Raw genomic sequence first — 26,837 nt, 5'->3', positions numbered from 1 at the left:
CGTTTGGATTCCCCTGCCACGGTGGCCGTTTCCTCGCTGGATGCTCCCCGCCGGCCGATGGATCTCGGGGGTGCCGGCGCGACCGGTCGATGTCGTGCGCAGTGACAATCGAAGCGGCCCACACTGCGCGAGTTCGTCAACGACAAGCTCCAGCAACACTGGTCCCCGCAGCAGATCTCGCGTCAGCTCGCCCGCCACCACCCCGACGATGCGGCACTCAATGCCTGTGCGGAGACGATCTACCGCGCCCTCTACAACGGGCTCCTCGACAAGCGCACCGCCAAGCTGCGCACGGCACGCACCCGCAGGAGGAAGACGACGAGATGGTCGGCGGCAGAGAGCCTCCGGGTGCCGGCGCCGGGACCGCCGTCGGGGCGTTTCCCGGAGAGCAGGACCGGTGGATGCTGGGTGCAATAGTCGCGGTAGCGGGCGACGAGGTCGTCGAAGGCGGGGGCCTCCAGTCCGGTGAGGCTGGGGTGCCGAAGCCAGGTGGGAAGTTTGCCGCCGACGGGGAAGCGGCCGAACTCGGCGGGCCGTACTGGGGGCGGTGGAGCGAGGGAGTCGGGCGCAGGGTGTAGTTCCAGGTGCCGTGCCAGCTGTGCCGGGGAGGGGGAGACCGGTCCATGACGTCGTCGTGACCTCCGCCACCGGCCTGCCGGGCACCCATCTGCCCGTCTCCGCCGACCTGACATGCCAGCGCGTTGGACCAGTGCTGTGGGGACGGCGCGGCGGCTGGGCTGCGCCGCCCGCTTGTTTTTGCCTACTTCCCGCGGGGCGAGGGCAAGTACTGCCAGCGTCGCTTCTGTGAGTGCCCCAGTCCTACCTCCCCAAGTGCGGATGAAAAGGGCTGTCAGGTACACAGGACGCAAAATGATGTTATGACTCGATTTTTCAGTCGATCAGAGCGTGAGATCGGGAAAGGGGCTCGGTTCCGGTTCGATGTTCCGCACCTGTCCCGGGGAAGGCGTCTCCGCTCCCTGCTGCGCTCGCGCAGTGTTGCCGGTCAGGTCCTGGTCCTGCAGTTGGCGCTCGTGGTGCTGTTGATCGCTGCGGCACTGGTGACGCTGGTGCTGCAGGCCCGGAGTCAAAGCACAGCTGACGCTCGCCACCGGTCGCTCGCCGTCGCCGAGGCGTTCGCGAACTCCCCGGGAATGGTGACCGCGCTGAAGAGTCATGATCCGACCGCGGTGCTGCAGCCACGTGCAGAGGCGATCCGTAAGAAGTCCGGTGTGGACGCCGTCGTGGTGTACAACGCGAAAGGAATCCGCTACACCCACCCTGACCCGAGCCTCATCGGGAAACACATCATCGGCCCCGAACGACTTCTGAAGGCGGCGTTGGCTGGCAAGAGCGTGACGGCGAGCTTCACGGCGAGCCAGGGTCCTTCCGTCCTTTCTGACGCCCCCGTTTTCGACACCGACGGCTCCTTCCTCGGCGGGGTGTCGGTCGCGATCACGGTCCAGAGCGTGAATGCCGTGGTGGGGCGCCAGCTACCCGTCCTGTTCGGTGCCGCGGGTGCGGTGCTGGGCCTGTCCGCGGGCGGAGCGGCGCTGGTGAGCAGGCGGCTGCGGCGGCAGACGCACGGCCTGGGTCCGGCCGAGATGACGCGCATGTACGAGCACCACGACGCGGTTCTCCACGCCATCCGGGAGGGCGTTGTCATCATCGGGGGCGACAGGCGACTGCTGCTGGCGAACGACGAGGCCCGCCACCTGCTGGGGCTGTCCGCCGACGCTGAGGGGCGCCACGTCACGGAGCTCGGCCTGGACCCGGGGACCGCCGAACTACTGGCCTCGGATCGCCTGGTCAGCGACGAGGTCCACCTGGCCGGGGACCGCCTGCTGGCTGTCAGCACGCGGCCCACGGCACCGTATGGAGGCCGGGCCGGCAGCGTCGCGACACTTCGCGACACCACGGAGCTGCGCGCGCTCGTCGGCAAGGCCGAGGTGGCACGGGAGCGCCTGAAGCTCCTGTACGACGCCAGTGTGCGGATCGGCACCACCCTGGACGTGACACGGACCGCCGAGGAACTGACAGAACTGGCGGCTCCGCGCTTCGCCGACACGGTCACCGTCGATCTGGCGGAGCCCGTCCTCCGAGGTGACGAACCGGTGGGCGGCGAACTGAAGTTGCGCCGTACGGCCGTCGGCGGAGCGGACCGGGACGAGCCGGTCTTCGCGCTGGGCGAGCTGATCCGTTATCCCGGGTCCACACCACACGCCCTGGCCCTCGAGACGGTGAAGGGGGTCCTCGAGCCCGACCTGCGCGACTCTCCCAGGTGGCGGGCGCAGGAGCCGGATCTGCTCCGGCGCTTCCTCGAGCACGGGATCCGCGGTCTTGTCACCGTCCCGCTGCATGCCCGCGGCGTCGCCCTGGGCCTGGCCACCTTCTACCGATCGGAGCATCCCGAGCCGTTCGAGCAGGACGATCTGGCCGTCGCCGAGGAGTTGGTCGCCCGCGCGGCGGTGTGCATCGACAACGCCCGCCGCTACACCCGCGAGCACACCATGGCCGTCACCCTGCAGCGCAGCCTGCTGCCCCGTGGTCTGCCCGAGCAGGAGGCGGTGGATGTGGCGCACCGCTATCTGCCCGCGCAGGCCGGGGTCGGCGGCGACTGGTTCGACGTCATCCCGCTGCCGGGAGCCCGGGTGGCCTTGGTGGTCGGGGACGTCGTCGGGCACGGGCTGCACGCCGCCGCCACCATGGGACGGCTGCGCACCGCGGTCCACAACTTCTCAGCCCTGGACCTGCCTCCCGACGAGCTCCTGGCACACCTGGATGATCTGGTCACCCGGACCGACCTCGCCCAGGCGGACGAGGACGAGGGTGAATCCGTCACCGGAGCCACCTGCCTGTACGCCGTCTACGACCCGGTCTCCGGCCACTGCACCCTGGCTCGGGCCGGCCATCCCGGCCCTGCCCTCGTCCACCCCGACGGCACGGTGGCCTTTCCCGACGTGCCCGCCTCCCCACCCCTGGGCCTGGGCGCTCTGCCGTTCGAGACCTCGGAGCTGCAGCTGGCCGAGGGAAGTCGGCTCGTGCTCTACACCAACGGACTGATCGGAAGCCGCGAGCGCGACGTCGACACCGGTCTGGATCTTCTGCGCACAGCCCTGTCCGAGACGGCGGCCATCTCCCCGGAGGAGACCTGCCAGGCGGTGTTCGACGCCATGCTGCCTGCACACCGCAGCGATGACATCGCGTTGCTGGTGGCCCGCACCCGTCTGCTGGATCCCACGCAGGTCGCTGACTGGGAGGTGCCCTTCAACTTCGCTGCCGTGGCCCAGGTCCGGGCGGCGTGCACCCGGCAGTTGGAGGAGTGGGGGCTGGACGAGATCAGCTTCACCACAGAGCTGATCCTCAGCGAGCTGATCACCAACGCCATCCGCTACGGTGCCGAGCCGGTCCGGGTGCGGCTGCTGCACGACCGCGCCCTGATCTGCGAGGTCTCCGACGGCAGTAGCACCTCCCCGCACCTGCGCCGGGCGGCCACGACGGACGAGGGCGGGCGCGGACTGTTCCTCGTCTCCCAGTTCGCCCAGCGCTGGGGCACGAGGTACACGTCCCGGGGCAAGGTCATCTGGGCTGAACAGTCGCCGGCCGACGAGCAGCGGGAGGTACCGCTGCCGCTGCTGGACGACCTGTCCTGATGACAGGAAGGCGGCTGCAGCCCAGGCGGTGGAGGGTCGACCTGGGGATGGACATGACGTGTCGATGCCTCGCCCGCGATTACGAGACCCTACCCGTCAGCTTGGAAGCCATGGCCCACATCGCCTCGATCGACAACGTCACCGAACGCATTACAGACGAGATAGCACCCGCCTGGCGAGGGACTCACTAGGACGTAAGAGGCAATCAGCCGCTTTTCAGACAGTTTTGATCTTCATGAATTACGCACGCTGAAGGCGGCAACGGGTCGCAGACCATTTAGTATACCAAACCTGCCTATGCGGCAGCATCATTCCTCAGTTTTTCGCGCAGTGCTCATTTTTGGTATGCAAAAAATCATGCCCACCGCCACCGTTTCCAGACCTTCAACGAAATGTTGAATTCTTGGGCCTTCAGCGGAAAGCCTTGACTGCGCCCTTCAGGGGAATCCATAAATCCCATATCCCGAAAATGATATTCCACAATACGGAAGTAGTGCAGGGTTCCCCGCTCACAGCGCCCAAGCGATCGCACATCCGGTGCCCGCGGGGCTCGCACCCCCCTCCCCGTCTGCCAACACCCGCTCGCTCCCGGCGGCCCAGCGCGCCGCCCCAGGAGGTTCCCACTCGTGAAGCTCGTCCATCTGCTCGGCATAGTCCCCTTTGCCGGCATCCTCGGCGGCATTTTCTTCGCCAACAGGGTGACGCCCTATGTCTTGGGCATGCCCTTCATTCTCTTCTGGCTGGTCATGTGGGTCGCCCTGATCTCGGCGACCATGGCCGTGATCTACCAGCTCGACCCGGCCAACCGCACTGCGCTCTCCGAGCCCGGGCAGAACGAGGAGCGCATGTCATGACCGCACTCGCCGTCATCTTCGTCTTCCTCGCCGCCTCGATCGGGCTGGGACTGCGGGCCCGGCGCGGGAAGGACATGGACCTCGAGCAGTGGTCGGTGGGCGGCCGCGGCTTCGGCACGATCTTCGTCTTCCTGCTACTCGCAGGCGAGATCTACACCACGTTCACCTTCCTCGGCGCCTCGGGCTGGGCCTATGGCAAGGGTGCGCCCGCCTTCTACATCCTGTGCTACGCCTCCCTGGCCTACGTCCTGTCGTACTGGCTGCTGCCACCGATCTGGCGCTACGCCAAGGAGCACCGGCTGGTGTCGCAGTCCGACTTCTTCGTCGCGAAGTTCGACAGTCCGCTGCTGGGCGCGCTGGTCGCGCTCGTGGGCGTGATCGCGATGGTGCCGTACCTGGTGCTCCAGCTGAAGGGGCTGGGCATCATCGTCTCGGTATCGTCCTACGGCCGCATCTCCCCGCACTGGGCGATCGTCATCGGAACGGTCGCGCTGACCATCTACGTGACCATCTCCGGCATCCATGGGTCGGCCTGGACAGCACTGCTCAAAGACGTCGCCATCCTGGCGGTCGTCCTGATCCTGGGCATCTATCTCCCGCTGCACTACTTCGGCGGCATCGGGCAGATGTTCCACCGGGTCGACGCGGCCCAGCCGCACTTCCTCACCCTGCACTCCAGCGGGATGAGTGCCTCCTGGTTCGCTTCCACCGTGCTGCTGTCCGCGCTCGGCTTTTACATGTGGCCGCACACCTTCAGCGCCGCTTACAGCGCACAGAACGAAAAGGTGTTCCGCCGCAACGCCATCTTCATGCCGCTCTACCAGCTGATCCTTTTGTTCGTGTTCTTCGTCGGGTTCGCCGCGATCCTCGTCGTGCCGGGCCTGAAGGGCTCCGACGCGGACCTGTCGCTGCTGCGGATCACCACCGCGTCGTTCCCGCCGTGGTTCGTCGGCGTCGTAGGCGGCGCCGGCCTGCTCACCGCGCTCGTTCCCGGCTCGCTGCTGCTGATGACCTCGGCGACCTGCCTGGCCAAGAACGTCTACCGGATCGCCCGCCCGGCGACCGGCGACGCGCACATCGCCCGCCTCGCCAAGTGGCTGGTGCCGGTGATCGCTCTGATCTCGCTGTACTTCACCTTCAACGGCGGCAGCACGCTAGTCTCCCTGCTGCTGATGGGATACGCGCTCGTCACCCAGCTCTTCCCCGCCCTGCTGGCGAGCCTGGCACCGCGCCGCCTGGTCACCACACAGGGAGCGGCCGCCGGCATCGTCACCGGCGTCGCGGCCGTCATCGCGCTGACGGTCACCGGTGCCAGCATGGGCAGCCTCCTGCCCGCATTGCCGCAGGCCGTGAAGGACCTCAACGTCGGTGTCGTCGCCCTGACCGTCAACTGCCTTGTGACAGCAGCTGTCTCCACGGCCACCCGACACAACACAGGAAAACGTCGAACGTCGGCGACGCATCCCACGGACCAACCTCAGGCCACCGTGAGCTGAGAAGCCGTATCTCAACCGATCTTGGAACGTGCGGGTCGAACAGGCTTCCCGCCGGGGTGATCTTGCCGTTGTACGCGCATGAAGGCAGGGCCTCTCGGTAGCTCGGGGATGCGAATCTGACCGAGCAGTGCCGGGAGGCCCTGGTGTCGTTGTTGTACGCGTCCGAACCTGTTCAGTTCAACTCGGCTGCTCCATCGTGTGATTGCCTCGCGCATGTGTACGGCAACGCGGCCGACCATCCGGACCGGGAACGCCGGTATCCCTCCGACATGACGGACGCGGAATGGGCGGCCATCCGGCCTTTGCTGCCGGTGCCGGCCTGGCTCCAGGGCCGGGGCGGGCAACCGGAGGGCTACTGCCACCGCCAGATGCTGGACGCGATCCGTTACCTGGACGCGGGCGGGATCTCCTGGCGGGCGATGCCCGTGGACTTCCCCGACTGGGGCCGGGTCTACGCTTTCTTCCGCCGCTGGCGCGAGCACGGGCTGATCGCAGAGTTCCACGACCGGCTGCGCGGACGGGTGCGTGAGCGGGAGAGCCGTGAGGCGGAGCCGACGGCCGGGATCATCGATGCGCAGTCAGTGAAAGCTGCGGCCTCGGTGCCGTCCGTCTCGCGCGGCTGGGACGGCGGGAAGAAAGTGGGCGGCCGCAAGCGGCACATCGTGACCGACTGCTTCGGTCTGCTGCTGGTCGTCGCGGTGACCGCCGCGAACGTCGGGGACCGGGATGCCGCGGTGGGCCTGCTGCAGCGGCTGCGTCGCCTGCACCGTGACATCTGCCTGGTCTGGGCCGACGGCGGTTACACCGGCGACTTGGTCGACTGGTGTCGGCAGAAACTCGCGCTCACCCTGGAGGTCGTCAAGCGCACCGACGATATGGAGGGGTTCGTGGTGCTGCCGAGACGCTGGGTGGTAGAGATCTGTCAAGCACAGTGCACTCATGGAGTCTGTTGCCGTGCTGTTTCGGCGGTCTCGGTCCAGATGCGGCGGCTGTACCAGCCGGGCGGACGTGTCCGGCGTTCGCGGAGTTCGGCGAGTTCTCGCTGGTCGGCGTGGGCGATGAGCCGGTGGGGCCAGCAGCTCTCCCGGCGGGTGGTGATCCAGCCGCGGTTGATCCAGGCGTAGAGGGTGGAAGTGGTCATGTCCAACTCGGCGGCCAGGTGCTTGAGCCACCACTCGTCCGGGCCGGGCTCCTCGCCGGGTGGCGCGGGGCGGTGCTGGTGGATACGGCCTGCGGGGCAGGCGAGGCGGCGCATGAGGTCGCGGACGGTGGCTGCGGAGATCCGCTTGCCGCCCTTCGCGGGCCGGAAGCCCTCGGCTTCCAGGCGGTCGGCGATTCCGCTGGCGCCGATGCCCTGGCCTGTGAGTTCGCGGATTCGATCGGTCAGTTGCGAGTAGTAGCTGAGCTGTTCCAGCCGCTGGACCGGGCGGATGACCTCTCCCGCCGTAGTGGTCCCGCCGGCCCAGACAATCGTGATCTTCACCCGCTCGCTGGTGCCGAGCACGGTGACGACGACCTTGTCGACGACCGCGCGGACGATCCCCTTGCGGTCCGCTGTCGTGGTGCTGTGCGCACGCCACAATCCCTCGATGTCGCCGGCCAGGGCCGTGATGGTCTGCCGCTCGGCCGGACTGAGGATGTGCGGACTGCTGCGGGCGAAGCGGTCGTAGTCCTCGCGGAGCCGCTGCTGGATGGCGAGTGCATCCTCCCACTCCTTCTCTAACTGGCGCACGACCAGGCGGTTCTCCGGTTCGGCGAGGTGGTGGCTGCGGCGGGCCCGGTCGGCCCCCTGCGCGGCTCGTTCCAGCCGTTGCAACCACAGCTGTTCCAGCTCGGCCCGCTCGGCCAGGACCTGGTCGGCCGCGCGGAGAGACACCTCGACGGCGGCGGGCGTCAGTGCCGCGAGGACCTGCTGCTCGACGAAGGCGTCCACGCAGGCGGAGTTGAGCAGCTGGCAGCTCTTCTCCGCGCCGTAGTTGGTCATGTCCCGGGCGCACACGTATTCCGGCAGTTCCTTGCTGTGCTGGGTGTGGTAGCGCACGCTCATGCGCCGGTTGCAGCGTCCGCAGTGCACCAGCCCAGCCGCGAGAGCGGGGACGCCTCGGACCGCGCCCATGGCTTCGGCGCGGGCACGGTTGGCCGCCAGTCTCGCTTCGTTGGCCTCGAACTGGGCGACGGTGATGTAGGCGGGCAGGGCATTCGGGATCATCACATGCCATCCGTCCCGGGAGCGGACGACCCGTCCGGTGCTCGGCCGGGCCGGGTCCTGGCGGCGCGGGTCGACCCGGCGCCGCCCGCAGGCATAGATGCCGGCATAGGCGGGATTGTGCAGCAGGGTCTGCAGCGTCATCCGGTTCGGCCTTCGCCATTCCAGGGTGCCCTTGTCCGGCCCCTCCCGCAGCCGGATGCCCAACTGGATGTCGTGGTCGACGAGATAGCGCAGCACACCGTGCAACGTGCCGAGCCGCTCGAACTGCGCGAAGATCAGCCGGATCACGGTCTGCACCTGCTCGTCCGGATCAAAAGCGACCTCCCCCGACGGGCGGCGGACGTAGCTGCTGGGCAGAGGGAAGGCCAGCTCGCCGCGGCGGGCCTTGTTCAGGCGCCCGCTCCACATCCGCTGCTTGATCAGGTGAAGTTCGGCCTCGCTCATCGTTCCCTTGAGCCCCAGCAGCAGCCTGTCGTTGTACTCGGCCGGGTCGTAGACCCCGTCGGTGTCCGCCAGTACCGCACCCGACAGGGCGCACAGCTCGATCAGCTGGTACCAGTCCCTGCCGGAGCGGGCCAGCTGAGACATCTCGATCCCCAGCACGAGACCGACGTGGGCCAGCCCGATTTCGGTGACCAGACGCTGGAAGCCCGTGCGGGCGACCGCACTCGACCCCGACTTGCCCAGGTCCTCGTCGATCACCAGAACCCGGTCCGCCTGCCAGCCCAGCGCGACCGCCCGGTCCACCAGGGCGTACTGCAACCGGGTCGACTCCTGGTGGTCGACGAGCTGCTGGCGGGTGGACTGGCGGACATAGATCACTGCGAGCCGCTGCAGGTGATGGTCGTCGATCTTGCTACCGGGCCGCTCCCACGGCATTACCGAGGTCATCGCCGGTCCCGCTCACTCGCCGTCGCGGCGGCCGACAACGCGCGGCTCGCCAGCCGCACCAGCTGCCCCACCACCGCCTGCCGGCTCACCTCCGGCAGCGCCACCCACACCTGCCCGTCCGGCACCACCGGAATCGTTCTCTGGGGCCGACGTCACTGTCGTCGCGCATGACGACCCATTCCCCTCGTCGCTCAGCCGGCCCCGCAACCGTCGGGCCACAGCAACCAACCGCTGCAGGCCCTCACGGCCGATTATCGGCGTCTGCTCACTGCTTTGACTATCCATAAGCGCAGTGTGCTTGGACGATGGAGCGGAGTATCGGTTGGATCATGATGCACCGCCGACTCGCCCGCGACTACGAGACCCTCGCCGCCAGCTCCGAAGCCATGATCCACATCGCCTCGATCGATAACCTCGCCAAGCGCATAACGGACGAGACCACACCAACCTGGCGAGGAACCTACTAGATCATAAGCGGCAATCCGCCCACACTAAACGCCCTCTGAGGGCCCGTTCTGCTGTGCGGGGATCAGTCGCCAATTGGCGACTGACGGGGGGCCTGCTACTTCCTGCCTCGGGCGTTCTCCTCCGCTGTTGCCGACGTTAATTCTCAACGCGGGTTCTCGACAGTGCCGACCTGCGGTTTCGCGCCACCGCCCGCATGACAACGGCTGATGTTCTCCTCGATCCAACAGTGGCCTCGGCCCCACCCTCGTGAGGTACGGGTAGACCCGACGAAAGGGGGAGACGGAACGTGCTGGTGCGGGAGTTCAGTACCGAGACCGTGGCGGCGAGGGAACGGTTCGCTTTGTGGGAAGAGTTCTCAAAGAAGTCGCACATGCCGAACCGGCTGCGCAGTGAGCATCAGGATGACTTCCGGGCGGCCATGCGCGTGGTGGGGCTGGGTGGGGTGCAGGTATCCACGCTGTCCTTCCCTCACATGGAGGTGGTGCGCACGCCCAGGCTGGCCCGGCGGTGCGATCCGGAGATGTACCTGGTCAACTGTGTCCTGGGCGGGGAGGTGGCGCTCAGCCTGGACGATCGGGAGACCACGTGCCGGCCCGGTGACATTGTGCTCCTGGACAGCGGGCATCCCTTCCGGGGCCAGTTCCACGCCGCGCCGGGCAGGGGATTCCATCTTGTCACGCTGGTGCCCCGCACCTTGCTGCCGCTTTCCAGGTCGACGGTCCAGCGCGCGCTCGCGGTTCCGATCTCCGCGCGCCACGGCATGGGCGCGGCGTTCCATCGCTGGCTCAGCGATCTGAGTGCCCGCGCGGAGGAGTTCACTGCGGCCGAAGCCCCGACGCTGGCCTCGGTCACCGTGGACCTCCTCGCGTCGCTGCTTGGGCACTGCCTCGACGCAGAGAAGAAACTGACCCCTGAGTCCCGTCGCCAGGCCCTCCGGGTGCGGATCTGCGGCTTCGTCGAGCAGCATCTTGGCGACCCGGACCTCACGCCTGGAGCGATAGCCGCTGCGCACGGCATCTCTGTCAGTCATCTGCACGCGGTCTTCGCGGATCAGGACCTCACAGTCGCAGCCTGGATCCGCAACCGTCGTCTGGAGCGCTGCCGCCGTGACCTGGCCGACCCTCTCCTGCTCGCCCGCCCCGTTCAGGCTGTCGCCGCCCGCTGGGGCTTCACCAGCCCCGCCCACTTCAGCCGCGCCTTCCGCGCCGCCTACGACATGTCACCCCGCGAGTACCGGCACGCGGCCGTGACCGGGTACGCCGCGTACGCATCGTCAACAAGCTTGGACTGAGGGTCAAGGACAAGCGGACGACGGACCGGCATGCTCATGCTGGTCAGCGATTAGACCCGGCATCTGGAAGGGCTCCCGCTCCACACCCATGCCTTGGCGACCGGACGATTCAAAGTTTCTGCAAGGTTTACCCAAGCCAGGTGCGGCAGCGTGCTCTCAGCCCACCCATCCACCTAAAACGGAGTAACCACAATGAAGCGCACTCTCGCCAGCGCATTCGCCGCCACCGCCCTGGCCGTAGGCGGCCTCACGGTACTGACCGCGCCCCCCGCCAGCGCCGCCAGCACCGCCACGTGCACGACATGGCAGGACGAAAACACCTTCGGCGCGTCCTGCAACAGCGCCAACCCCTACTACGCCAAGGTCCTGTGCTCCAACGGCAAGATCGCACGGGGCGTCATCACGAACGACGGACGCTGGTCCTACGCCTACTGCACCTCCTACGGCAGCAACGTCCGCATCGCCGGCGGCCAGCAGGGCAGCGTCGTCTGGGCCTAAGACCAGCCACCGAGGGCCGGAGCTCCCCCGCACCGGCCCTCACCGCCGCCCGCCGGGCCCGGCACAACCTCGAGATATGCCTGCGCAACGGGGCCAGTGGAGCCGACTCCTCCTGTAGACCACGTCGTTCTACTACAACGGCCTCCGGGTAAGGCCCGGATGACAGGCCCGACAGGTCATGCCGGGCCTGTCGCTCCATCTACGAAGCAGGGGAAGAGATGACGAAAACGGTTTGTCGCTGGGTCCTCGCCTTCGATGCCTCCTGCGCCCTGTGCGAAGAAGTGTCGCGGCGGGTCGAACGGGCATCGGCGGGGCGCCTGGAAGTCCTGCCGCTCGGGCATCGTGACGTGCGGCGGTGGCGCGAGCAGGCCTTGGGCCGAGCCACTTCCTGGGCGCCCACCCTGCTCAAGGTCGAGGGCACACGGGTGCGGGCTTGGACCGGTGTCCGTATGGGTTCCCGGCTGGCCGTGCGACTGGGGCCTCGCCGGACTGTGCTGGTGCTGCGCGCGCTCGGTGATCCGGAGCGGGACGGGCCTGCGGACGGCAACCAGGCCGAGGGCACCCGCATCGGGCGGCGGGGGGTGTTCCGGCTGGGCGCCGGAGCAGGGGTCGCGGCAGCTCTGTTACTGAACGGCAAGGTGCCGGCGTTCGCAGCCGAGTCCAGGGAACTGGCCGCCGGACGGAGCTGGGCCCGGGCGAACCAGACGCCGCGCGTCGGTCAGTACGACGAGCTGACCAGGATCTCTGCGGCCCACAGGCCAGCCGTGTTCGCTGCCCTGTCACCGAGCGTCCGGAGCAGCCTCTGGGTCGAGCAGGTGAAACGCTACCGGCGAGCGCACTCCCTCATGTCGGCCGAGCAGGCACGTGTGCTGGACGAGTTCGAGGCGATCGTCGCGGATGAGGCGACCTACACCCGCGAGGACGCGGCCATCCAGGCCCGGATGAAGGCGATCGAGGAGAGGGGCATCGCCGCGTTCGGGCGCAGCGAGGCGTGCGGCCTTATGTCGACGCTCGGCTCTCTCGATACCGCCGAGACCCACGCCACCGCCACCAACAGCGTCGAATCCGCGCCGGCCGCGACGTGCCAGTGCAACGTCGGGAGCGCCTGCTCCCCCGGCTGCAACTTCTATTGCGCCTGCACTACGAGTTGGGGATGTGGCTGCGGCTGGATCTGGACCTGCAACGGCACGTACTGCGCCTGAGGGACGCAGGGTGTGGCGCAGCCGCGCGCTGGACCCCGGCCGGGAGGAACGGCTCCCGGCCGGAAGCGTCACGCCCGAGTCGCCCCCGGCCACGTAATGAGGTGGGCGAACAGCTCCGCCTGCTCCACGGCATCGTCCAGCGCGTGGTGGGTGTGCCGCGTGGACAGCAGCTCTGGCGGCATGGTCCGCTTCGACACCGCCCCCAGTGGGACCCCGGCCTCGGTGGCGTACAGCGTCTTCATGTCGAGACAGCCGGAATGCCCGAACGGGCTCGCCCGCCAAATCTCCGCCCGCCTTCTGGAGGCGATCGAGCCTCTTGCCGACGCTCTCCATCCGCCGGCCCCTCCACTCGAGGCTCCGGACGTCGTCTGCGCACCCAAATCGCTGGATCTCGAGCCGTACCTTCGCATCCTGCGATGGTTCCTCGAGAACGGTGAGACCCTACGTGTCCTCGGCTTCCCCGACCAACTCGATGCCCTCGGTCCCATTTCTGCGATCCTCGGCGGAGCGAAAGAGAAGTTGGCGGCAGCGATGGACAAGGCCGCGGCAAAGACACTGGTCGCCGTCACGGATCGCCGCATCATCACGGCCAAGACGAACGCATTCCTTGAGCAAGGCGAGATCCGTCAAGACATCCCAATTGACCGAGTGCGATACGTCCGAGCAGCGACCACACAGGACAGAAGCGCGCGCTTGGCGATCGACCTCATCACCCGCGACGAGAGCATCCGGTGGCTCTTCCGCGCTGACATCGACAACACTCAAGTGGACGCGCTCGCCGCCGTGCTTGCCGAATCGATGACGATCCCGGACATTGAACGCGATGAACTCCAACGGCGGCGCTACGCCCCCATCGAGGCGGGCAAGTAGAGCGAGTGTACCGGCTCGAGGACCACGAAACCGACTGGACCCGAGGCCACGACCTGCGATGCCGATTAGGCCTCGAGGCAATTACGGCTCGAGTGCTGGCAGTAGACCAGAATCGGTGGCGGTCAAGGGCTTGCGGCCGCCTCCCGGAACCCGGATCCGACGGGTCGGTGCAGCACACCGACCATGATGACACTGCAGATCAAATCTGACGGTTATTCAATTAAAAGCCCCTGGGCGGATCGAGAACTCCCAGGTCGCCGTTTACCTCGTCTACGCCGACGCCCGGGGACATGCCGCGGTGGACCGGGAGCTGTACCTCCCGCGTTCCTGGACAGGTCCGCCGCTACCCCTCCTGGCTCCGCTGGGTCACCCTCGCGATGCTCGCCCGCGCTTTCCTGGCAGCGGTCCGTGCCGACGAACGCGCATGCAGACCCACCCCAGACGGACTGGTACCGCCAAGGAAATCCAGCGCCTGTTCAACACCCTCGTCGTCCAGCCTCTCCACCACGCGGCCCACCGGCTCGGCTGGTCCGACTGGCGCCGCCGTCATCAGGAGCGATCACGCACCAGCCATTACCGGAAACAAGCCGAGGCCCGCGCATGAAGACCACGATGTGCCGGCGGAGAGTTAACCGCCCCAGCCGGTAGCGGCCACCACCTCACGGGCGATGTCCACGACGGGCCGTCCGTCCGTTACCACCCGCACAGTGTCAGCAGCTACCCGCTCGTCCAAGAGCCGTGCCTTGCGGGCGCTCGCCTTCAGCTCCTGCTCCAACTCCGAGCCGAGCTCCCGGCCCGCCAACCGCTCGCCGGCGGTGGTGTCGGATGCGGTGAGCAGAACCCGTACGATCCGCACGCCTGCCCCCATGGCACGCTCGAACATGCCCGTCGTCTCGGGCAGCACACTCAGGGTGTTCGTGTAGATCAGGCGGCGGTAACCGCGCCGGGCGAAGTTCCCCCATACAGCAGTCAGATTGCTCTCGGTGATCTCCGAGCGGTGCGGATCCCCGTCTGGGGCCGGATGGACCTGCCCCATGAAGTCACCCTCGATGACTGCGTGAGAGACCGCCATGGCTCGCAGCCGTGCCGAAGCCTCCCAGGCCACCGTCGTCTTGCCCACACCGGCACGGCCTCCGATGAGCAGTACCTCCGCGTGATCCATGAAGGCAGCTTGCCAGCTCGCGACCACCTCACGCGATCCGATATCAGAACAGCACACCGCGCCTACGACGACATCACGGCTCCGCCGAGGGCTTCCGGCCGCGAGGCTCGATCTGCTCGCGCTCACCTGCAACTGAGTAAGGTCGCGGAGGCGCTCGCCCTGCGCCGGGCCTGCTCCGCGGATCTGTCCGGACCGCACGTCGACGAGGAGATGCACGCGGCCGACGCGGCGGAGTCCCGCGAGCGCGTCCAGGCCGCCGCCACGCGATTGAGGAAGGGGAGCTGGCCGACAAGCTCCAGTTTATGGGGGCATCCTCGACGACCCCGCCGTCCAGCGCCCGAGTTGGAGAAGAAGCTGGAGGTGCAGAGGCAGAAGGACTACAAGGGCTGGCCCTCAATCCCTCTGAGCGTCCCCTCGCCACCCAGCCCGGCGCCGTAGAGGGCATCCTGACCGCGATCCAGCAACTCATGGACGGTCAAGAAGCCTCCACCTGATCAGCTCTCGGTGATCGGTACCTCGTCCCGGTGCAGAGCGCCCCGCTGTACGGGGTTATCGGCACCGCCTACCAGTGGGGCGACGCCGTAGCAGGCGGCCAGAGCTGCCACCAGTAAGGCCGCTGCCGCGACCGTCGCGCGTGTGCGCATGTCTCCTCAGTCCTCGGTCGGTGCACAGGCGCGCTCCGGGGCGTAGCTACCCCAGGGCTCCGGTTTTCGTTCCGGTGTTCCTCAACCCCCACCACCCGCACGGCGAAGCCGAAACGGCGCACCGGCACGGTCGTACGCCGTGACGGCCGCGAGCCGCTCGGGCTCGGTGACGCGATCGGCATGATGATGACCGAGCGCGGCATGGTCGCCCCGGCCGCTGGCGGCAGCGTCCTCGCTGGCCGGACATCGCGGCCGCCATCTCCCCGCAACTGCCCCACCACGTCACGGCCGCCGCGTTCCACCCGGAGACCGGGCAGCTCAACCTGCGCCCCGACTCGCCTGCCTATGCCACCCAGCTGCGGCTGATCGCCGCGCGGATCGTCGCCACGGTGAACAGCGCGGTCGGCACCGACGCAGTGCGCACCGTCCGGCTCCTACCGGTCGGCGCCGCACCCGCGGCCCGTACACCGCAAGCGTCATATGAGCGTCAAGACTGCCTGTCACCGTGCGGGCCCGGATCGAGGGTGGTCATCAGGACCTGACGCGGTTCACGTGGTGCACCCATGGAAACAGGTCGGTGCAGCCCACCGGAAACCCGAGAAGGCAGAAGAACCAGCAGGTCGGAGGGCTTTCCCTGCGAGCTCGAGAATGGCCACGCACGCCACGTGCAAGGCGATCGAAAAGGTGTCTCATCAAGGGGAAGCCGACATAGGCGCAGGTCAGCGCAGGTTCGCGGCCGCTCAGAGCGGCCTTCGGCCGCCCGGAGCGTCAAACGAGCGTCACAACCGACCAGAGCGGCGCTCCTGCTGAGTCATAGCAGCAAGGTCTTCCAACAACACATCGGCCACCAACTCCTCGACCACGGCGGTGCCGTGCTCCGCCATGGCCTCGGCCAACTCGGGATCCCACGGCGCTCTGGTAATGCGCCCAGGTTGAGGACCGTGTGCGTTGCAGACGACCGCAGCGCGGTAGTCCGCTGCCGTCATACGCCAGGGATGCGCCCGTGTCTTGTCCAGGACGTATGCGGCGATGCGGATGCCCTCGCCATCAAAGTCACCGTGGTAACGGAGAGTGGCACCGCGGTCGACGAGTATGCGCAGGAGCTGGATCGCGGCGCTGTTGGGCCAGCCGGACGTGCAGACGAGCGGCGGGCAGTCGGGGCCGAAGGCGTGGAGGGCGAGGGCCAGGATGCTGGGGTTCTCCACCACGTGGACGACGGGTGGGGCAGGGGCGGCGGGCAGGGTGAGCTCGCCCGGGTTCCGGACGTGGGCGAGGGTCAGGCTGGCGGCCTGGCCGGCCTCTGTGCACAGGCGGGCCACGCGGGCAAGCAGGCCGTCGCCGGCGGGGCGCAGTCCGCCGGCGACGACGGTGGCGGACAGCTCATCGTCGGCGACGCCCGCGCGGGTCCACAGGGCGCGCCGTTCCTCCGCGGACTGCGGTGGGGCGGTGTCGTACAGGGTCGCGAGAGCGCGGAGAACGAGGGTGGAGAGAGGTGTGCCGTCGTCGAGGGCGTGCGCGTGGCCGTTCAAGACCCGGGCGGCGAAGACGGGCAGGGGTTCGGCCTGGCCGGGGAGTTCGGCGAGCACCTTGAGCGCGTCGGTGAGCAGCGTACGGGTACGTTCCGCCGAGCCGCCGACCAGGCCTGCGGCTCGACAGGACGCAGCCCAGTCGGCGAGCACCGGTTGCGCCCGTACTGTGTCGTGACCGGCCAGCCAGGTCCACAGCCTTGCGCGTTCGTCCTCCTGGCGGCGCCGCTCGCCGGCTCTGTTCCCGAGCGGGCCGCCGAGTTCGGCGACGACTTCTCGTACGGTGCGGCCGGAGAGTTCGGTGACGGCCTCCTCCAGGCGGGCCAGAGCAACGGAGGGGCGGGGGTCGGGCAGGTGGTCCAAGCCGAGGAGGTCGGCGAGGGCTTCCCGCTGGGGCTCGTCCAGCGGTCCGAGGCGTATCCGTGTGACAGGGCGGCCGGAGGAGAGCCGGCTGTGGACCGTCTGCCAGAGGGGGCGGAGTTCGGGGCAGCCCAGGGTGGCTTCGCCCGGGGTCAGTTCCGTGGTGCTCGTCCCGTCCGCGGAGATCATCCCGCCTCCATGCCGATGCCGTTCCAGACGAAGCGCGCGCTGGTGACGGCGTCGTCGTCGCCGTCGGTGAGGAGTTGGTGGACAGCGATGCCGGGCAGCTCGCGGTAGGTGCCCCACTCGTGGTCGGAGGTGATCATGAGGTCCAGGTCGAGTGCGGTGACCAGGGCGAAGACTTGCCCGCGGTTGACGGTGTCGACGCCGACGAAAACCTCGTCAAGCAGGATCGGGCGGGGTCCCAGGGGCACATCCTCGTAGTGGGCGGCGACGGCGGCGAACAGCGGCAGGTGCAGGGCGATGGCCTTCTCCCCACCGGAGAGCGCGCCGTGCAGCCTCTTGGTCAGCGGCTGCAGGCCGTTTCCGTCCGCCCGGTCGAGACGGACGGTGAAGCCGTGCCAGGCGGTGTAGTCGAGCACCTCGCCGAGGTGTTCCTCCCAGCTCGCGGCCGTGTCGCTGTCCTTGGCCTCCTCGATGCGGGCGCGGAAGAAGGCGTGCAGGGCCTCCCGGTCGGACTCGGTGACCCGGCCGGGGTCCTTCAGGAGCAGCTGGCGGGCGGTGCGGGTGCTGTCGGGGAGGTCTGGGCGGACGTCCCAGACGAGCTGGACCGCGACGTTGGAGGCGGTACGGACCCGCTCCAGATGCCCGTTCATGTGCGCGACGAGTTCGCTGGCCCGGCGGATTCGGGCGGCGAGGTGGCGGCGGATGTCGCCGGTGAGGATCTGGTCGAAGAGACGCCGCTCGGCGGTGCTGATGTCGCCGCGGCTGCGGTCGCGTTCCTGAGTGAGCGTGGTCAGCAGGCCGGCCGCCCCGACGCGTACGCCGTCCAGGGTGGCGGTGAAGAGCTGGACGTCGTCGTCGGGCTCTAGAGCCAGGTCGGCACGGACGCCGAGGTGTTTGCGGGCCTCGTGGACGGCTTCGGAGAGACGGGTCGCGGCGTCGCCGAGGTTCCGTGGTGCGTGCGGAAGGCCGGGCCACTGGGCCGCGGTGGCGCGGGCGGCCTCCAGGGTGGCCTTGGTGCCGTCCCCGGCGTCGAGTTCCGGTGCGATTCCGGCGTCCTGGGCCAGGCCGACCAGGCACAGGTGCCGAAACCGGTGCGCGGCGCCGTCCCGGGCCGCGACGGCCTTCTCCCGTCGCTCGACGTCCTGGCTGCTCGTGGCCTTCAGTTCTCCGATGCGACCTTCCAAGTCCACGAGGAGTCGGTTCGCCTGCCGGGCCTCGTCCCGGCAGCGGTCCCGTTCGGCGCGCGCCTGCGCGACGCGCGCGACGATCTGCCGGTAGTCCTCGCCGACGGTCGCCTCCACCGCCTCCAGGCGCGCCGTCATCCCGGTGGCCTTCGCCTCGGCGGCGGCCGCGTCCCCGGTTCTCTCGTCCGCGATGCGGCGGGACCGGTCCGCCTGCGCGGCCGTCTGCCATGCCCGCTCGGCGGCGGTGGCCGCGGTAAGACGGGCGTCGACCCAGCTGTCGGCGAGGTCGCGGAACCTCTCGATGTCGCCGGAGAGGGTCCGCAACCGGTCGCGGTCGGTGGGCAGTCCGTGTTCGGCGGCCCGGCGGCTCAGCGTGCGCAGCGCGTCCGCCACCCCGGTCTCGCGCCGGGCGAGGTGCGTGGTTGCGTCGCGTACGACCTCGTCCCGGGCGGCCACCATCTCCTCGGCCCGGTCCCAGTCCCGCCGGCGGGCGTCGAGTTGCCGGTGGTCGGGCCGGGCGGCCCGGTCGGCCTCGAGCCGGGCGGCTCGGGCGTCGAGCTCATGCAGCTGGTCGTCGAGGGCGGCGAGGGCGGCGTCCGTCTCCTCGATGCGCCCGGTCAGTTCGGCGATCTTGCGTTGCCGGGTCCGCTGCCGGGCGAGAGCACCGATGAAAGCGGGTTCCGGCTTGCTCCAGGTCCCGGTTGCCGGCGCGAGGCACCAGGCTCCTTCGGCGGAGACGGCCGCGGGATGGCCGCTGGGCAGGGTGGTGCCGTACGCGACACCGGCGAGGAGTCGGGCCACGGTGTCGGCCGGTACGGGGATGTCCTCCTCGGGCCGCAGCACGTCGAGCAGGCTGGGCCCCGGGGCGGTCACGGCCAGGGCGGCCTCGGCCCGGGTGTCGTGACCCGGCAGCGTGATCCCGTCCGAGGGGCTGACCCACGCGTCCAGGAGGCTCGAGGCTTCCAGTGCGGCTTCCACCGCGGCCTGGACGGCGATCGGAACGCCTTCGCGGAAGGCCACCAGCCGCCACAACGGCGCTCCCGCCGCCGTTGTGCGGACGGTGGTGCGGGTGGGCGGAGCGGGCGGCGGAAGGTCGGTCTCGCCGCTGAGCTGGCGCACCTCCTCGTCAAGCCTGTCCCGCTCCTCCCCCAGTCCCCGGCGTGCGGCTCGGACACCGGCTCGCGTCGTGGTGATCTCCTGGTCCAGCGGTCGTGCGGCGGCATCGACCAACGCGCGCACGTCCGCTTCGACCGCCGCCCTGGCTGCCAGTTCGCCGGGGTCGGCGATGCGCAGTTCCGTGCAGCCCGCGACCCAGGCCAGCAGCCGTTCCGCCTGCCCGGCGACGGCGTCGTCCCAGGCTCCGGCGGTCTCGTCCCTGTGGACGATCGCCTCCCCGAGCCTGGTGCGTGCCTCGTCCAGCAGGCCCTCGGCGGCGCCCCGGTCGCGTACCGCGCGGTCGTGCTCCTCGATCGCCTCGGTGATGTGGGTGACCTGCTCGCGTCGGGCGGTGACCGCGCCCCGGAGTAGTCGGCGGGCCCGGCGGGCTGCGTCCTCACCCACCGTACGAGCGACGGCACCAAAACCGTCGGGCCGTCGGCCGCCCGTCCCGTTCCCCTGGCCGTCGGTGGGGGACGCCGCCGGTTCCGCTTCGAGGATCGTCCTGACCTCGTGGTGGATGGACTCCATGCCCGCTGCCCGGGCTGACCGGTGTGCTTCGTCTGCGGCTTCACGCGCGTGCTCGTCGAAGGTGCGGGCGCGCCCTGCGGTCTCGTCGGCGAGTTTCCGGTCCTTCTCTGCCCCGGTCCCGGCGGACTGAGCGGTGGCACGCCGCTCCTTGGCGGCCGCGACCAGGTCTGCGGTGTCGCGGCGGAGCCGGTCGAGTTCCTCCCCCTTCTGGTACGCGTCGCTCTCGCGCAGCCCCTCGACGGTCTCGTCCAGGGCGTGTGCCCGCAGTTCCTGTTCGTCGCGCAGAGTCTGCGTCGAAGCGCGTTCCGCGAGCGCTTTGTCGAGCTCATCGGCGCTCTGGCGGGCGGCGCGGGTGAGGTCGTCCATGTCGGTCGTCGCGGAGATCAGTCCGGCCGCGCCGGCACGCAGGACCCGGCGGGCGTAGGCGCGCTGCCGGGAGGCGACGGTCCCGGCCGCCGTTACTTCGGCGTCGAGCCGGTTGAGGTGGTCGCGCTGCCGGTCCAGACGTTCGAAGCCCTCCGCGAGCTCGGTGATCTCTCCCTCGCCGAGCGGGGGCAGGGCTCGGGACAGCAGGGTGGACAGCAGGGACGGGTCGAGCCGTTCGGACAGCTTGGGCTGGCGCAGCTGGAGCAGGGCAGAGAGCAGCGACTCGTAACGCTGCTCCCCCATGCCCGCGAAGAGTTCGCGCCGGACGGCGGTGCGGTAGTCGGCGGCTGACGGGTGCAATTCACCTTGGTCGCGAAGAGCGTCGGCGAGAGCGGCCTTCGTCAGGGGCTGCCCCGCCTCGTTGACGAGGGGTACACCGTCGGGGTGGGCGATCCGGGAGCCGGTGGTGAAGTACTCGGCGTGTGCCGTGCTGGTGTGCACGCTTGCGTGCAGGCGCGCCCCGCAGCCGAACCACCGATCCGCACCATCGTCACCGACGCGGCGGAACTCCATCCACACGTACCCCACGCGGGTTTTGCCGGAGGCTCCCGCGCCGAGCATGTTCCAGTGCATGGTGCGTTCCGAACCGCCGAACGTGGAGAGGCGGTTGGGGCGGAGGCTGGCGTCGAAGAGGAAGGGAAGCAGCAGCTCCAGGGCCTTGGACTTGCCGGAGCCGTTCTGGCCGCGCAGCAGCAGGCGCCCCTGGTGGAAGGTGAATGTCTCGTCGTAGTAGCGCCAGACGTTGAGGATGCCCGCGCGGTGGGGCTGCCAGCGGCTGCGGGTGGCGTCCGCCTCTCGATCGGGCGGCAGCTCGGCGGTCTCCTCGGGCCGTCGCTGGAGGGGAAACTCTGTCACGCTCACTGCATGCCTCCTTCCGCGGCGACGCCGCTGGAAGCGGTAGTGCCTTTCGGGTCGTTCTTCGGGCCCGGGCTCGTGGTCTTCGTCAAGCGGTAGCGGTACGCGGCCGGTCGTGCGACGACGCGGCCCCGGGCTCTGCCGGCCAGGCCGACGTCGAGCAGGACGCGTACGGCATCGTCGGCCAGCCGCGCCGGGCCGTCCTCGGACTGGTACGCCTTGGCCCAGCCCGGGAAGCGGCGCAGCTGATCGGCTCCGGCCTCGGCCAGCTGCTCGGGCAGCATCCCCGCGGGAGCGGCGCAGAGCGGTTCGAGGAGGAGCAGCGCGGCGACACGGGCGGTGGAGGTGTCGTCGGGGAAGCGGACGTCGGTGGCGATGCCGTCCGGGTCGACGAGGAGGAAGCCCTCGGCCCGTTCCTCCAGGAGGAAGCCAGCCTGTTCGACCGAGCGGCGCAGGATCTGGCGGCCGGTCAGGGAGGTGACGTATGCAAGCTCCTCCGCGGCGAGGTCGGCCCGGTACAGCACGGGGTCATCGAAAAGGCGGCGGAGTACCGAGTGGCGCAGTTTCAGGTTGCGTTGAGCGTCCGTGGTGGCAGTCTCACCGGGCAACTCGTCGGCCGTCCCGCCGATGGCCGCGCCGCCGTAGCGGCGCTCCCGCACCAGCCCGGTGAGGAGGTCCTCGAACCGTGCGGGCACCTCGTCCGGGGGCACGGCGAGCCGGGAGGCGCCGACGGGCGCGGCTGGCAGCCGCATCAGCAACGTGTTGTCCACCCGGTATAGGACCTTCGCTTCCTCGGAGTCGACGTACGCCTCGGTCGTCCCGTCCACGGCGCGCAGCACGTCGTAGGACTCCAGCAGCTTCAGGACGTCGACGAACGCCATCCGCTCCGGCCGGTGGACCGGGTCGAACGCCGGCAGTGCCCGGTCGGCCGCCGTCGCCTGGACGATGCGGTCGGCGAGCATTCCGATCGTCGTCATCGGCATCGACAGCAGCTCGGCCGCGGTGACGCAGAGCAGGACGTAGCGCCGGCGGTCGAACGGGGCCCGCCCGGACCGCGCCCTGCGCGCCGGGCGGGAGCCGTCGGGGTTCGCGCGGATCTTGTTGAGGCGCGCGTACCCGCGGCGGGGCTCCACGACCAGGCTCCAGCCACAGGTGTAGTCGAACCACCGGGCCAGCGGATCGCGCCTGCGCCGTACCAGTTCGAAACCGGTCGGGTCGGCGGCCTCGGTGAGCAGCGGGCGGGCCAGGAGAAGACGGATGGCGCGGGCAACCTCCCCCCGTTCCGCGGAGGCCAGTTGGTTGGCGAGCGTGCTCATCCGGCCACCTCCTGCCCCGTGGCGGCGTGGACTGCCGGGAAGGCGGTCGCTCCGCCCGCGGCCATGATGTGGACGACATAGTCCGGGCCTGCCAGCGTCCCCTTCGCGGTGTGCAGTACGGCGGTACGCGCGTCGGGGGGCGGCGACAGCACGACCTCCACCCGGCCGTCCCCGGTCGTGGCCCGCCGCAGACCGCCCGTGTCCGGCCGGACGGCCAGGGCCCGGCCCAGCAGGTCCAGCAGGCGGTCGAAGACCGCGGGATCCAGAGCGTCGAAGGAGGAGAGCCGCACGGGGCCGTCCGTCTCCAGCGCCTGCCAGGCGCGCGCGAGTTCCGCCCGCTCCGCACGTGCCCGCTCGGCGCGCTCGGCCCTCACTGCCGCGACGTCCCTCACCTTGCCCGTGCGGGTGAAGCGCTCAGTCCGTCCACTGGTCCGCAGCAGCGCCGACACCTCCACCGGCGGCGCCCACGACCAGGAATGAGACGAGGGGATCAGCTCCGGGTCCAGGTGGGCAAGGTGGGCGTGGCGCGCCGGGCCCAGACCGAAGGCCGCCGACCACAGCCGGTGCAGGTCCTCCTCCTCGGGAGCCGCCGCGAACCAGCGCGCCAGCTCCCGGAAGTCCTGCACGGCACTGGAGGAGCGGCGACGGGACTCGTTGATCCGCTCCAGGACCTGAAGGAGGGAGACGATGGCCCGCCTGGCAATGTCGTGCAGCTGCTCGATCCGGGGGCGCGCCCCCTCATCCGGCAGGAACCAGGCCCGCAGGCCCGCCCAGCGCGCCCGCCGACTCTCCAGCCAGCCAGCCGCGGGGTCCTCCCCCGACACCGGCGGCAGCTCGGCGCCGCGCAGGGCCCGCTCGCGCAGCACCGCAATGCCCCGCTCCTCCACGCGGGCCACGGCGGCGGCGACCGTCTCGCCGCGCCGGTCGAGGTTGACCAGGAACTCCTGGAGATACGCGACGGTGGCGGCCTTGACCTCACGGAACACATCCAGGTCCGCGCCCTCGGCGCGAAGGAGTCGCTGCAACTGACCGTTGAAGGCCTTGGTGTTCTCCACCAGGGCCTCCAGATGGCCCTCCAGCTCCCGCAGGGTGCTGAAGATGCGGCGGTCGGCCGCGGCGGGTTCACCGGACAGCACGGTCAGCTCGTCGAGCCGGTCGGTGATCGCCTCCAGAACCGCGGTCTGCAGCGCCCCCGTCGAGGCCAGCACCTCCAGGGCGTGCCGCACCCCGGCCAGCGCGGCCTCACCTTGGCGGGTCAGCGAGTAGTGCAGGTTGCGCCGCTCGTACTCCTCGGCCGTGCGGTAGTTCTCGGCGTGGTTGTGGACCACGTCGAGGAGTCCCCACCCCACCAGCCGTTTCAGCGCGTCGTGCAGCTCCTCGTCCTCGAGGTCCGCGATCCAGCCCACCGCACGCAGCCGCTCGCGTACGCCGTCGAGCCCGAGTGTGGTCTCCAGGTACTCGCCGGCCACGCCGAAGGCCTCGAGGACGGCCCCGTTCAGGTCGGCCTTCTCCCCCGTGGTGAACCGGAACATCTCCGGCGGAACCCTGCGCATGCCCGTACGTCCCCTCCCCCGCCGCCCCTGCGGCACTTCGACCCCCACGGTAGGGGGCGGCTCCGGATCCCGGCCTAGATTCGCTGTGATGGCTGTCATGGCCGGGGTCTACTCCGTGCTCTCGAACGGGTAGACAAGGCTCTGCGCGCCCCGGATGCCGGAGACCAGCACGTTGCCGCTCGGCCGGTAGGGCAGGTACTTCAGCGGCTCCAGGATGATCCGTACGGTGACCGGCGCCGTTCCGGCCTCCAGGCCCGAGACGACCACGAGGAAGAAGTCGTCGCTCTCGACTGCCCGCTGGAACTCCGCGGGGGTGAGCTGCCCCCGCCAGCGAGCCAGCTCATTCCGGGTGGTGAGGGTGCTGGGGCGCTCGGCACCGAGCACCCGCTCCCGGACAGGCAGCAGCTCGGCAAACGCGGCGGACCGCTGCAACTTCCGCAGCTCCACAAAAATCCCAGCCTGGAACCGCACCACAGTACAACCAAAAATCCTAAAACGATCACTGCATCCCCAGCCCAGCGCTTCGCTCATCCAGCGATCGGCAACGGATTCGTTTACACGTCAAACACCCCAGACACGCAGAGCACCCACCCTGCTACGCGAGGGCGAGCGGCGCGCCGGTGGCCGGGCCGACCGACCAGCCGAAGGGCTCGCGTCAGTCGTTCTCGGTTCGGCCCCGCACCCCGAAACGGCAACGCCTAAGTCAGCACGGTGTATTTATGCTCAGTTGCGGCATATAACCACCTCTGTTACCCAAGATGGAGAAGGTCTCTCCTAGCGGAAGGATGTCCGCGATGCGCATCAAGAGAACTTCGACCCTTCGCTCACTCCCCGCCGCTGCGGCAATCGCGACTGCGGCATCGACGGGCATGCTGGCCGCTGGGCCCGCATCCGCCGTGGAGCCTCCCACAACCCCCCAAGCCGCCAGGAGCGTTGAGGGCGTGATCATACGCGACACCGGCATTTACTACGGGCCGTCCCTCGACAGCCAAAAGATGGGCTCGGCCGTCAAGGGGCAAAGGTTCACCTTCGCCTGCTGGGTGAACCCCACGAAGGCGTACCCGTTCTTCAAGCTGGAGAAGAACGGGTATTACATTCCCCGCGACTTCGTGAACCTCTCCTCCCGCGACCTGCCGGAGTGCACAGCCCCATGATCCCAGCTCGCTCCCCCGGCTCGTGAGCAGCGCGGCCGATCGAACGGAGCCGTTCTCCGATCGGCCGCGCAAGCTCTGCGCCCAAGTTGATGGGAAAGCATGGCGGAAGTTCGCGGCCAGTGATGCAGCAGTACTACCCCTGGCCCAGGGGCAGCGTCTTCGACCGTTCCCCCGGCGCGTACTCCTCTCCCTCATCGGGTTCCTCTGCATACGAAGTAGAGGCATCGTGGACAGCTGATCGCCAGCCCGTGCGGTGCTGGCTCCTTGCGGTTGGCGGAGGCCGGGGTAGCGGTGCTGGACACCAGCGGGCCAGAGGCGATTTCTTGCCTGGGATGGCACTCGAGGTTGTATCGGACATGGCACGAGAAGCGCCGAGCCCGGCCTATCAGCAGGTGAACCGGCCCGCGCAGGTCTAAGTGACCGTAATTGACTTCCTCCCCGGGCTGAAGCTCGGGGATTCCCCTATGAGGGGGTTCGGCCGGTCGCCCGGCTTACGGGTTCCTGCTTCACGGACCGGCTGGTGCCAAGGTCTCCACAGGCTGAGACCTCATGTCCTGCGGCCTTGATGTTCTTCGCGGCGTTCACGTCGGCATGGTCGCGGTTGAGTCCCTCCATCCCGGAAGCGGTGAACCTCCCTCGCCACTTGCGGACCGTGTTCACGCTGACTCCCAGCGTGCGGGCGATCGCCCCGTTGGACGCTCCCGCAGCGGCAGCGAGCACAATCTTCGCCCGCAGCACCGCACGCACTTGCCCGCGCCTGGAGCCGGCAAGGCTTGTCAGCCGCACTCGTAACGCCTCGCCCAGCACCACCGACACTGCCTGCCTGTTCCCACCCATGACAGGTGATCATGGCGCAGCGCAATCGTTGCCGGGCAAGATGGGGACCGTGCCGAAGAACCCGCCCGAGTCCATGCAGCACCACCTCCGCGTCCGTCTCCGCGACCACGCGCGGGAACGCTGGCCCCAACTCTCGGGCGTCCAGGTCCGTTTTCGGACCGGATTCGCCTACGTGGCAGGCGCAATACCGGGCACAGAGGAACCGCTACCACTGTGCCGTCTGCGCTTCACCGGCGTCCTGCACACCTGGGGCTTTGCCATCTACCTCGCCAGCAGCGGCAAATACCAAGACAACTTCCTGCCCACCGGCCTGCCATTCGGCTCACCCGAAGAAGCGCTCGACTGCGCCTGCGGCCTCTACCTCAACGACCCCACCGCCTGGACCACACCACCCTCCACGAACTAACGCGGAGCAGCACTAGCTCCAAGGCCGTGAAGTTATGGGCCTGGCGGGGTTGTCCAGGAGGCCGTAGGCGGTTTCGCCGGACATGAGGAGCGGAGCCCCGGTAGAACTGGCAG

At 69.1% G+C, this 26,837-nt stretch carries 21 protein-coding genes and 5 pseudogenes; 14 read left to right on the top strand and 12 right to left on the bottom strand.

What is annotated here, in order from left to right; translation table 11 throughout:
- Positions 1 to 120: 120 nt before the first annotated feature.
- Positions 121 to 324: pseudogene (locus ACWC91_RS39780) on the top strand (IS30 family transposase); the annotation flags it as partial.
- Here ACWC91_RS39780 and ACWC91_RS39775 read toward each other — a convergent pair.
- Positions 297 to 634: pseudogene (locus ACWC91_RS39775) on the bottom strand (ISAzo13 family transposase); the annotation flags it as partial. The pseudogenes ACWC91_RS39780 and ACWC91_RS39775 sit on opposite strands and share 28 nt — an antisense overlap.
- A 244-nt stretch (positions 635 to 878) precedes the next feature.
- Here ACWC91_RS39775 and ACWC91_RS39770 point away from each other — a divergent pair.
- The 4 genes from ACWC91_RS39770 to ACWC91_RS39755 all read left to right on the top strand — a co-directional run bounded on the left by ACWC91_RS39770 (position 879) and on the right by ACWC91_RS39755 (position 7,124).
- Complete coding sequence (locus tag ACWC91_RS39770) at positions 879 to 3,650, top strand: SpoIIE family protein phosphatase (protein WP_450642403.1); 2,772 nt, start codon at positions 879 to 881, stop codon at positions 3,648 to 3,650.
- A 626-nt stretch (positions 3,651 to 4,276) separates the two neighbouring features.
- Positions 4,277 to 4,504 carry a DUF3311 domain-containing protein gene (locus ACWC91_RS39765; protein WP_225081005.1) on the top strand — a complete coding sequence of 76 codons (228 nt, stop codon included), beginning with the start codon at positions 4,277 to 4,279 and terminating at the stop codon, positions 4,502 to 4,504.
- The gene (locus tag ACWC91_RS39760; protein ID WP_450642402.1) at positions 4,501 to 6,000 is read left to right on the top strand and encodes a sodium:solute symporter family protein; all 1,500 of its coding nucleotides are present in this window, start codon (positions 4,501 to 4,503) and stop codon (positions 5,998 to 6,000) included. Before ACWC91_RS39765 ends, ACWC91_RS39760 begins: the two co-directional genes overlap by 4 nt.
- A 269-nt stretch (positions 6,001 to 6,269) precedes the next feature.
- On the top strand, positions 6,270 to 7,124 hold the full coding sequence (locus ACWC91_RS39755; protein ID WP_450642401.1) for an IS5 family transposase: 855 nt from the start codon (positions 6,270 to 6,272) through the stop codon (positions 7,122 to 7,124).
- 794 nt (positions 7,125 to 7,918) lie between these two features.
- Here ACWC91_RS39755 and ACWC91_RS39750 read toward each other — a convergent pair.
- Positions 7,919 to 9,088 (bottom strand): annotated as a pseudogene (locus ACWC91_RS39750) (recombinase family protein); the annotation flags it as partial.
- A gap of 8 nt (positions 9,089 to 9,096) precedes the next feature.
- Entirely contained in the window at positions 9,097 to 9,225 is a 129-nt protein-coding gene (locus ACWC91_RS39745) for a hypothetical protein (RefSeq protein ID WP_263638619.1), read from the bottom strand.
- Positions 9,226 to 9,399: 174 nt separating this feature from the next.
- Here ACWC91_RS39745 and ACWC91_RS39740 point away from each other — a divergent pair.
- The 4 genes and pseudogenes from ACWC91_RS39740 to ACWC91_RS39725 form a co-directional block, all read left to right on the top strand.
- A pseudogene (locus tag ACWC91_RS39740) lies at positions 9,400 to 9,567 on the top strand (IS5/IS1182 family transposase); the annotation flags it as partial.
- Between the two features lie 287 nt (positions 9,568 to 9,854).
- Complete coding sequence (locus ACWC91_RS39735) at positions 9,855 to 10,859, top strand: AraC-like ligand-binding domain-containing protein (RefSeq protein ID WP_225079775.1); 1,005 nt, start codon at positions 9,855 to 9,857, stop codon at positions 10,857 to 10,859.
- A gap of 192 nt (positions 10,860 to 11,051) precedes the next feature.
- Positions 11,052 to 11,357, top strand: coding sequence for a hypothetical protein (locus ACWC91_RS39730; RefSeq protein ID WP_225079774.1), 306 nt, complete (start codon positions 11,052 to 11,054; stop codon positions 11,355 to 11,357).
- A gap of 497 nt (positions 11,358 to 11,854) precedes the next feature.
- Positions 11,855 to 12,559, top strand: coding sequence for a bacteriocin fulvocin C-related protein (locus tag ACWC91_RS39725; protein ID WP_450642400.1), 705 nt, complete (start codon positions 11,855 to 11,857; stop codon positions 12,557 to 12,559).
- 68 nt (positions 12,560 to 12,627) lie between these two features.
- Here ACWC91_RS39725 and ACWC91_RS39720 read toward each other — a convergent pair whose 3' ends face one another.
- The gene (locus tag ACWC91_RS39720) at positions 12,628 to 12,801 is read right to left on the bottom strand and encodes a hypothetical protein (protein ID WP_225079772.1); all 174 of its coding nucleotides are present in this window, start codon (positions 12,799 to 12,801) and stop codon (positions 12,628 to 12,630) included.
- Between ACWC91_RS39720 and ACWC91_RS39715 the strand changes: the two genes are divergently transcribed.
- The gene (locus ACWC91_RS39715) at positions 12,800 to 13,429 is read left to right on the top strand and encodes a hypothetical protein (RefSeq protein ID WP_450642398.1); all 630 of its coding nucleotides are present in this window, start codon (positions 12,800 to 12,802) and stop codon (positions 13,427 to 13,429) included. The two genes, ACWC91_RS39720 and ACWC91_RS39715, sit on opposite strands and share 2 nt — an antisense overlap.
- 332 nt (positions 13,430 to 13,761) lie before the next feature.
- Positions 13,762 to 14,033: pseudogene (locus tag ACWC91_RS39710) on the top strand (IS701 family transposase); the annotation flags it as partial.
- A 24-nt stretch (positions 14,034 to 14,057) separates the two neighbouring features.
- Here ACWC91_RS39710 and ACWC91_RS39705 read toward each other — a convergent pair.
- Both ACWC91_RS39705 and ACWC91_RS39700 read right to left on the bottom strand, forming a co-directional pair.
- Positions 14,058 to 14,591, bottom strand: a complete 534-nt coding sequence (locus ACWC91_RS39705) for an AAA family ATPase (RefSeq protein ID WP_450642397.1) — start codon at positions 14,589 to 14,591, stop codon at positions 14,058 to 14,060.
- A 494-nt stretch (positions 14,592 to 15,085) separates the two neighbouring features.
- Positions 15,086 to 15,235 carry a hypothetical protein gene (locus ACWC91_RS39700; protein ID WP_450642395.1) on the bottom strand — a complete coding sequence of 50 codons (150 nt, stop codon included), beginning with the start codon at positions 15,233 to 15,235 and terminating at the stop codon, positions 15,086 to 15,088.
- 245 nt (positions 15,236 to 15,480) lie between these two features.
- Here ACWC91_RS39700 and ACWC91_RS39695 point away from each other — a divergent pair, with 245 nt between their 5' ends.
- The gene (locus tag ACWC91_RS39695) at positions 15,481 to 15,777 is read left to right on the top strand and encodes a DciA family protein (RefSeq protein ID WP_225079800.1); all 297 of its coding nucleotides are present in this window, start codon (positions 15,481 to 15,483) and stop codon (positions 15,775 to 15,777) included.
- A 237-nt stretch (positions 15,778 to 16,014) separates the two neighbouring features.
- On the opposite strand, the gene ACWC91_RS39690 is transcribed toward ACWC91_RS39695, so the two are convergent.
- From ACWC91_RS39690 to ACWC91_RS39670, 5 genes are all read right to left on the bottom strand, one after another.
- On the bottom strand, positions 16,015 to 17,310 hold the full coding sequence (locus ACWC91_RS39690; protein ID WP_450642394.1) for a TIGR02679 family protein: 1,296 nt from the start codon (positions 17,308 to 17,310) through the stop codon (positions 16,015 to 16,017).
- Complete coding sequence (locus ACWC91_RS39685; RefSeq protein WP_450642392.1) at positions 17,307 to 21,464, bottom strand: TIGR02680 family protein; 4,158 nt, start codon at positions 21,462 to 21,464, stop codon at positions 17,307 to 17,309. Before ACWC91_RS39685 ends, ACWC91_RS39690 begins: the two co-directional genes overlap by 4 nt.
- Positions 21,461 to 22,774, bottom strand: a complete 1,314-nt coding sequence (locus ACWC91_RS39680) for a TIGR02678 family protein (protein WP_225079766.1) — start codon at positions 22,772 to 22,774, stop codon at positions 21,461 to 21,463. Before ACWC91_RS39680 ends, ACWC91_RS39685 begins: the two co-directional genes overlap by 4 nt.
- Entirely contained in the window at positions 22,771 to 24,327 is a 1,557-nt protein-coding gene (locus tag ACWC91_RS39675) for a TIGR02677 family protein (RefSeq protein WP_450642391.1), read from the bottom strand. Before ACWC91_RS39675 ends, ACWC91_RS39680 begins: the two co-directional genes overlap by 4 nt.
- A 108-nt stretch (positions 24,328 to 24,435) precedes the next feature.
- A complete protein-coding gene (locus ACWC91_RS39670) occupies positions 24,436 to 24,774 on the bottom strand; it encodes a hypothetical protein (protein WP_225079764.1) in 339 nt (112 codons plus the stop codon).
- A 494-nt stretch (positions 24,775 to 25,268) separates the two neighbouring features.
- Here ACWC91_RS39670 and ACWC91_RS39665 point away from each other — a divergent pair, with 494 nt between their 5' ends.
- Complete coding sequence (locus tag ACWC91_RS39665; protein ID WP_225079763.1) at positions 25,269 to 25,481, top strand: hypothetical protein; 213 nt, start codon at positions 25,269 to 25,271, stop codon at positions 25,479 to 25,481.
- 462 nt (positions 25,482 to 25,943) lie between these two features.
- On the opposite strand, the gene ACWC91_RS39660 is transcribed toward ACWC91_RS39665, so the two are convergent.
- Entirely contained in the window at positions 25,944 to 26,318 is a 375-nt protein-coding gene (locus tag ACWC91_RS39660; RefSeq protein WP_450642389.1) for a helix-turn-helix domain-containing protein, read from the bottom strand.
- 49 nt (positions 26,319 to 26,367) lie between these two features.
- Here ACWC91_RS39660 and ACWC91_RS39655 point away from each other — a divergent pair, with 49 nt between their 5' ends.
- Complete coding sequence (locus tag ACWC91_RS39655) at positions 26,368 to 26,724, top strand: hypothetical protein (protein WP_225079762.1); 357 nt, start codon at positions 26,368 to 26,370, stop codon at positions 26,722 to 26,724.
- Positions 26,725 to 26,837 lie beyond the last annotated feature (113 nt).

This window comes from Streptomyces sp. NPDC001204 (assembly GCF_053598035.1).
This window is presented reverse-complemented; position numbering and strand designations above follow the sequence as displayed.

What these genes read in the sequence shown, in the direction of transcription:
- ACWC91_RS39690 (WP_450642394.1), bottom strand. Translation starts at nt 17,310, where the DNA reads ATGATCTCCGCGGACGGGACGAGCACCACGGAACTGACCCCGGGCGAA.
- ACWC91_RS39675 (WP_450642391.1), bottom strand. Translation starts at nt 24,327, where the DNA reads ATGCGCAGGGTTCCGCCGGAGATGTTCCGGTTCACCACGGGGGAGAAG.
- ACWC91_RS39705 (WP_450642397.1), bottom strand. Translation starts at nt 14,591, where the DNA reads ATGGATCACGCGGAGGTACTGCTCATCGGAGGCCGTGCCGGTGTGGGC.
- ACWC91_RS39755 (WP_450642401.1), top strand. Translation starts at nt 6,270, where the DNA reads ATGACGGACGCGGAATGGGCGGCCATCCGGCCTTTGCTGCCGGTGCCG.
- ACWC91_RS39770 (WP_450642403.1), top strand. Translation starts at nt 879, where the DNA reads ATGACTCGATTTTTCAGTCGATCAGAGCGTGAGATCGGGAAAGGGGCT.
- ACWC91_RS39730 (WP_225079774.1), top strand. Translation starts at nt 11,052, where the DNA reads ATGAAGCGCACTCTCGCCAGCGCATTCGCCGCCACCGCCCTGGCCGTA.
- ACWC91_RS39715 (WP_450642398.1), top strand. Translation starts at nt 12,800, where the DNA reads ATGTCGAGACAGCCGGAATGCCCGAACGGGCTCGCCCGCCAAATCTCC.
- ACWC91_RS39660 (WP_450642389.1), bottom strand. Translation starts at nt 26,318, where the DNA reads ATGGGTGGGAACAGGCAGGCAGTGTCGGTGGTGCTGGGCGAGGCGTTA.
- ACWC91_RS39680 (WP_225079766.1), bottom strand. Translation starts at nt 22,774, where the DNA reads ATGAGCACGCTCGCCAACCAACTGGCCTCCGCGGAACGGGGGGAGGTT.
- ACWC91_RS39760 (WP_450642402.1), top strand. Translation starts at nt 4,501, where the DNA reads ATGACCGCACTCGCCGTCATCTTCGTCTTCCTCGCCGCCTCGATCGGG.
- ACWC91_RS39700 (WP_450642395.1), bottom strand. Translation starts at nt 15,235, where the DNA reads ATGCGCACACGCGCGACGGTCGCGGCAGCGGCCTTACTGGTGGCAGCT.
- ACWC91_RS39720 (WP_225079772.1), bottom strand. Translation starts at nt 12,801, where the DNA reads ATGAAGACGCTGTACGCCACCGAGGCCGGGGTCCCACTGGGGGCGGTG.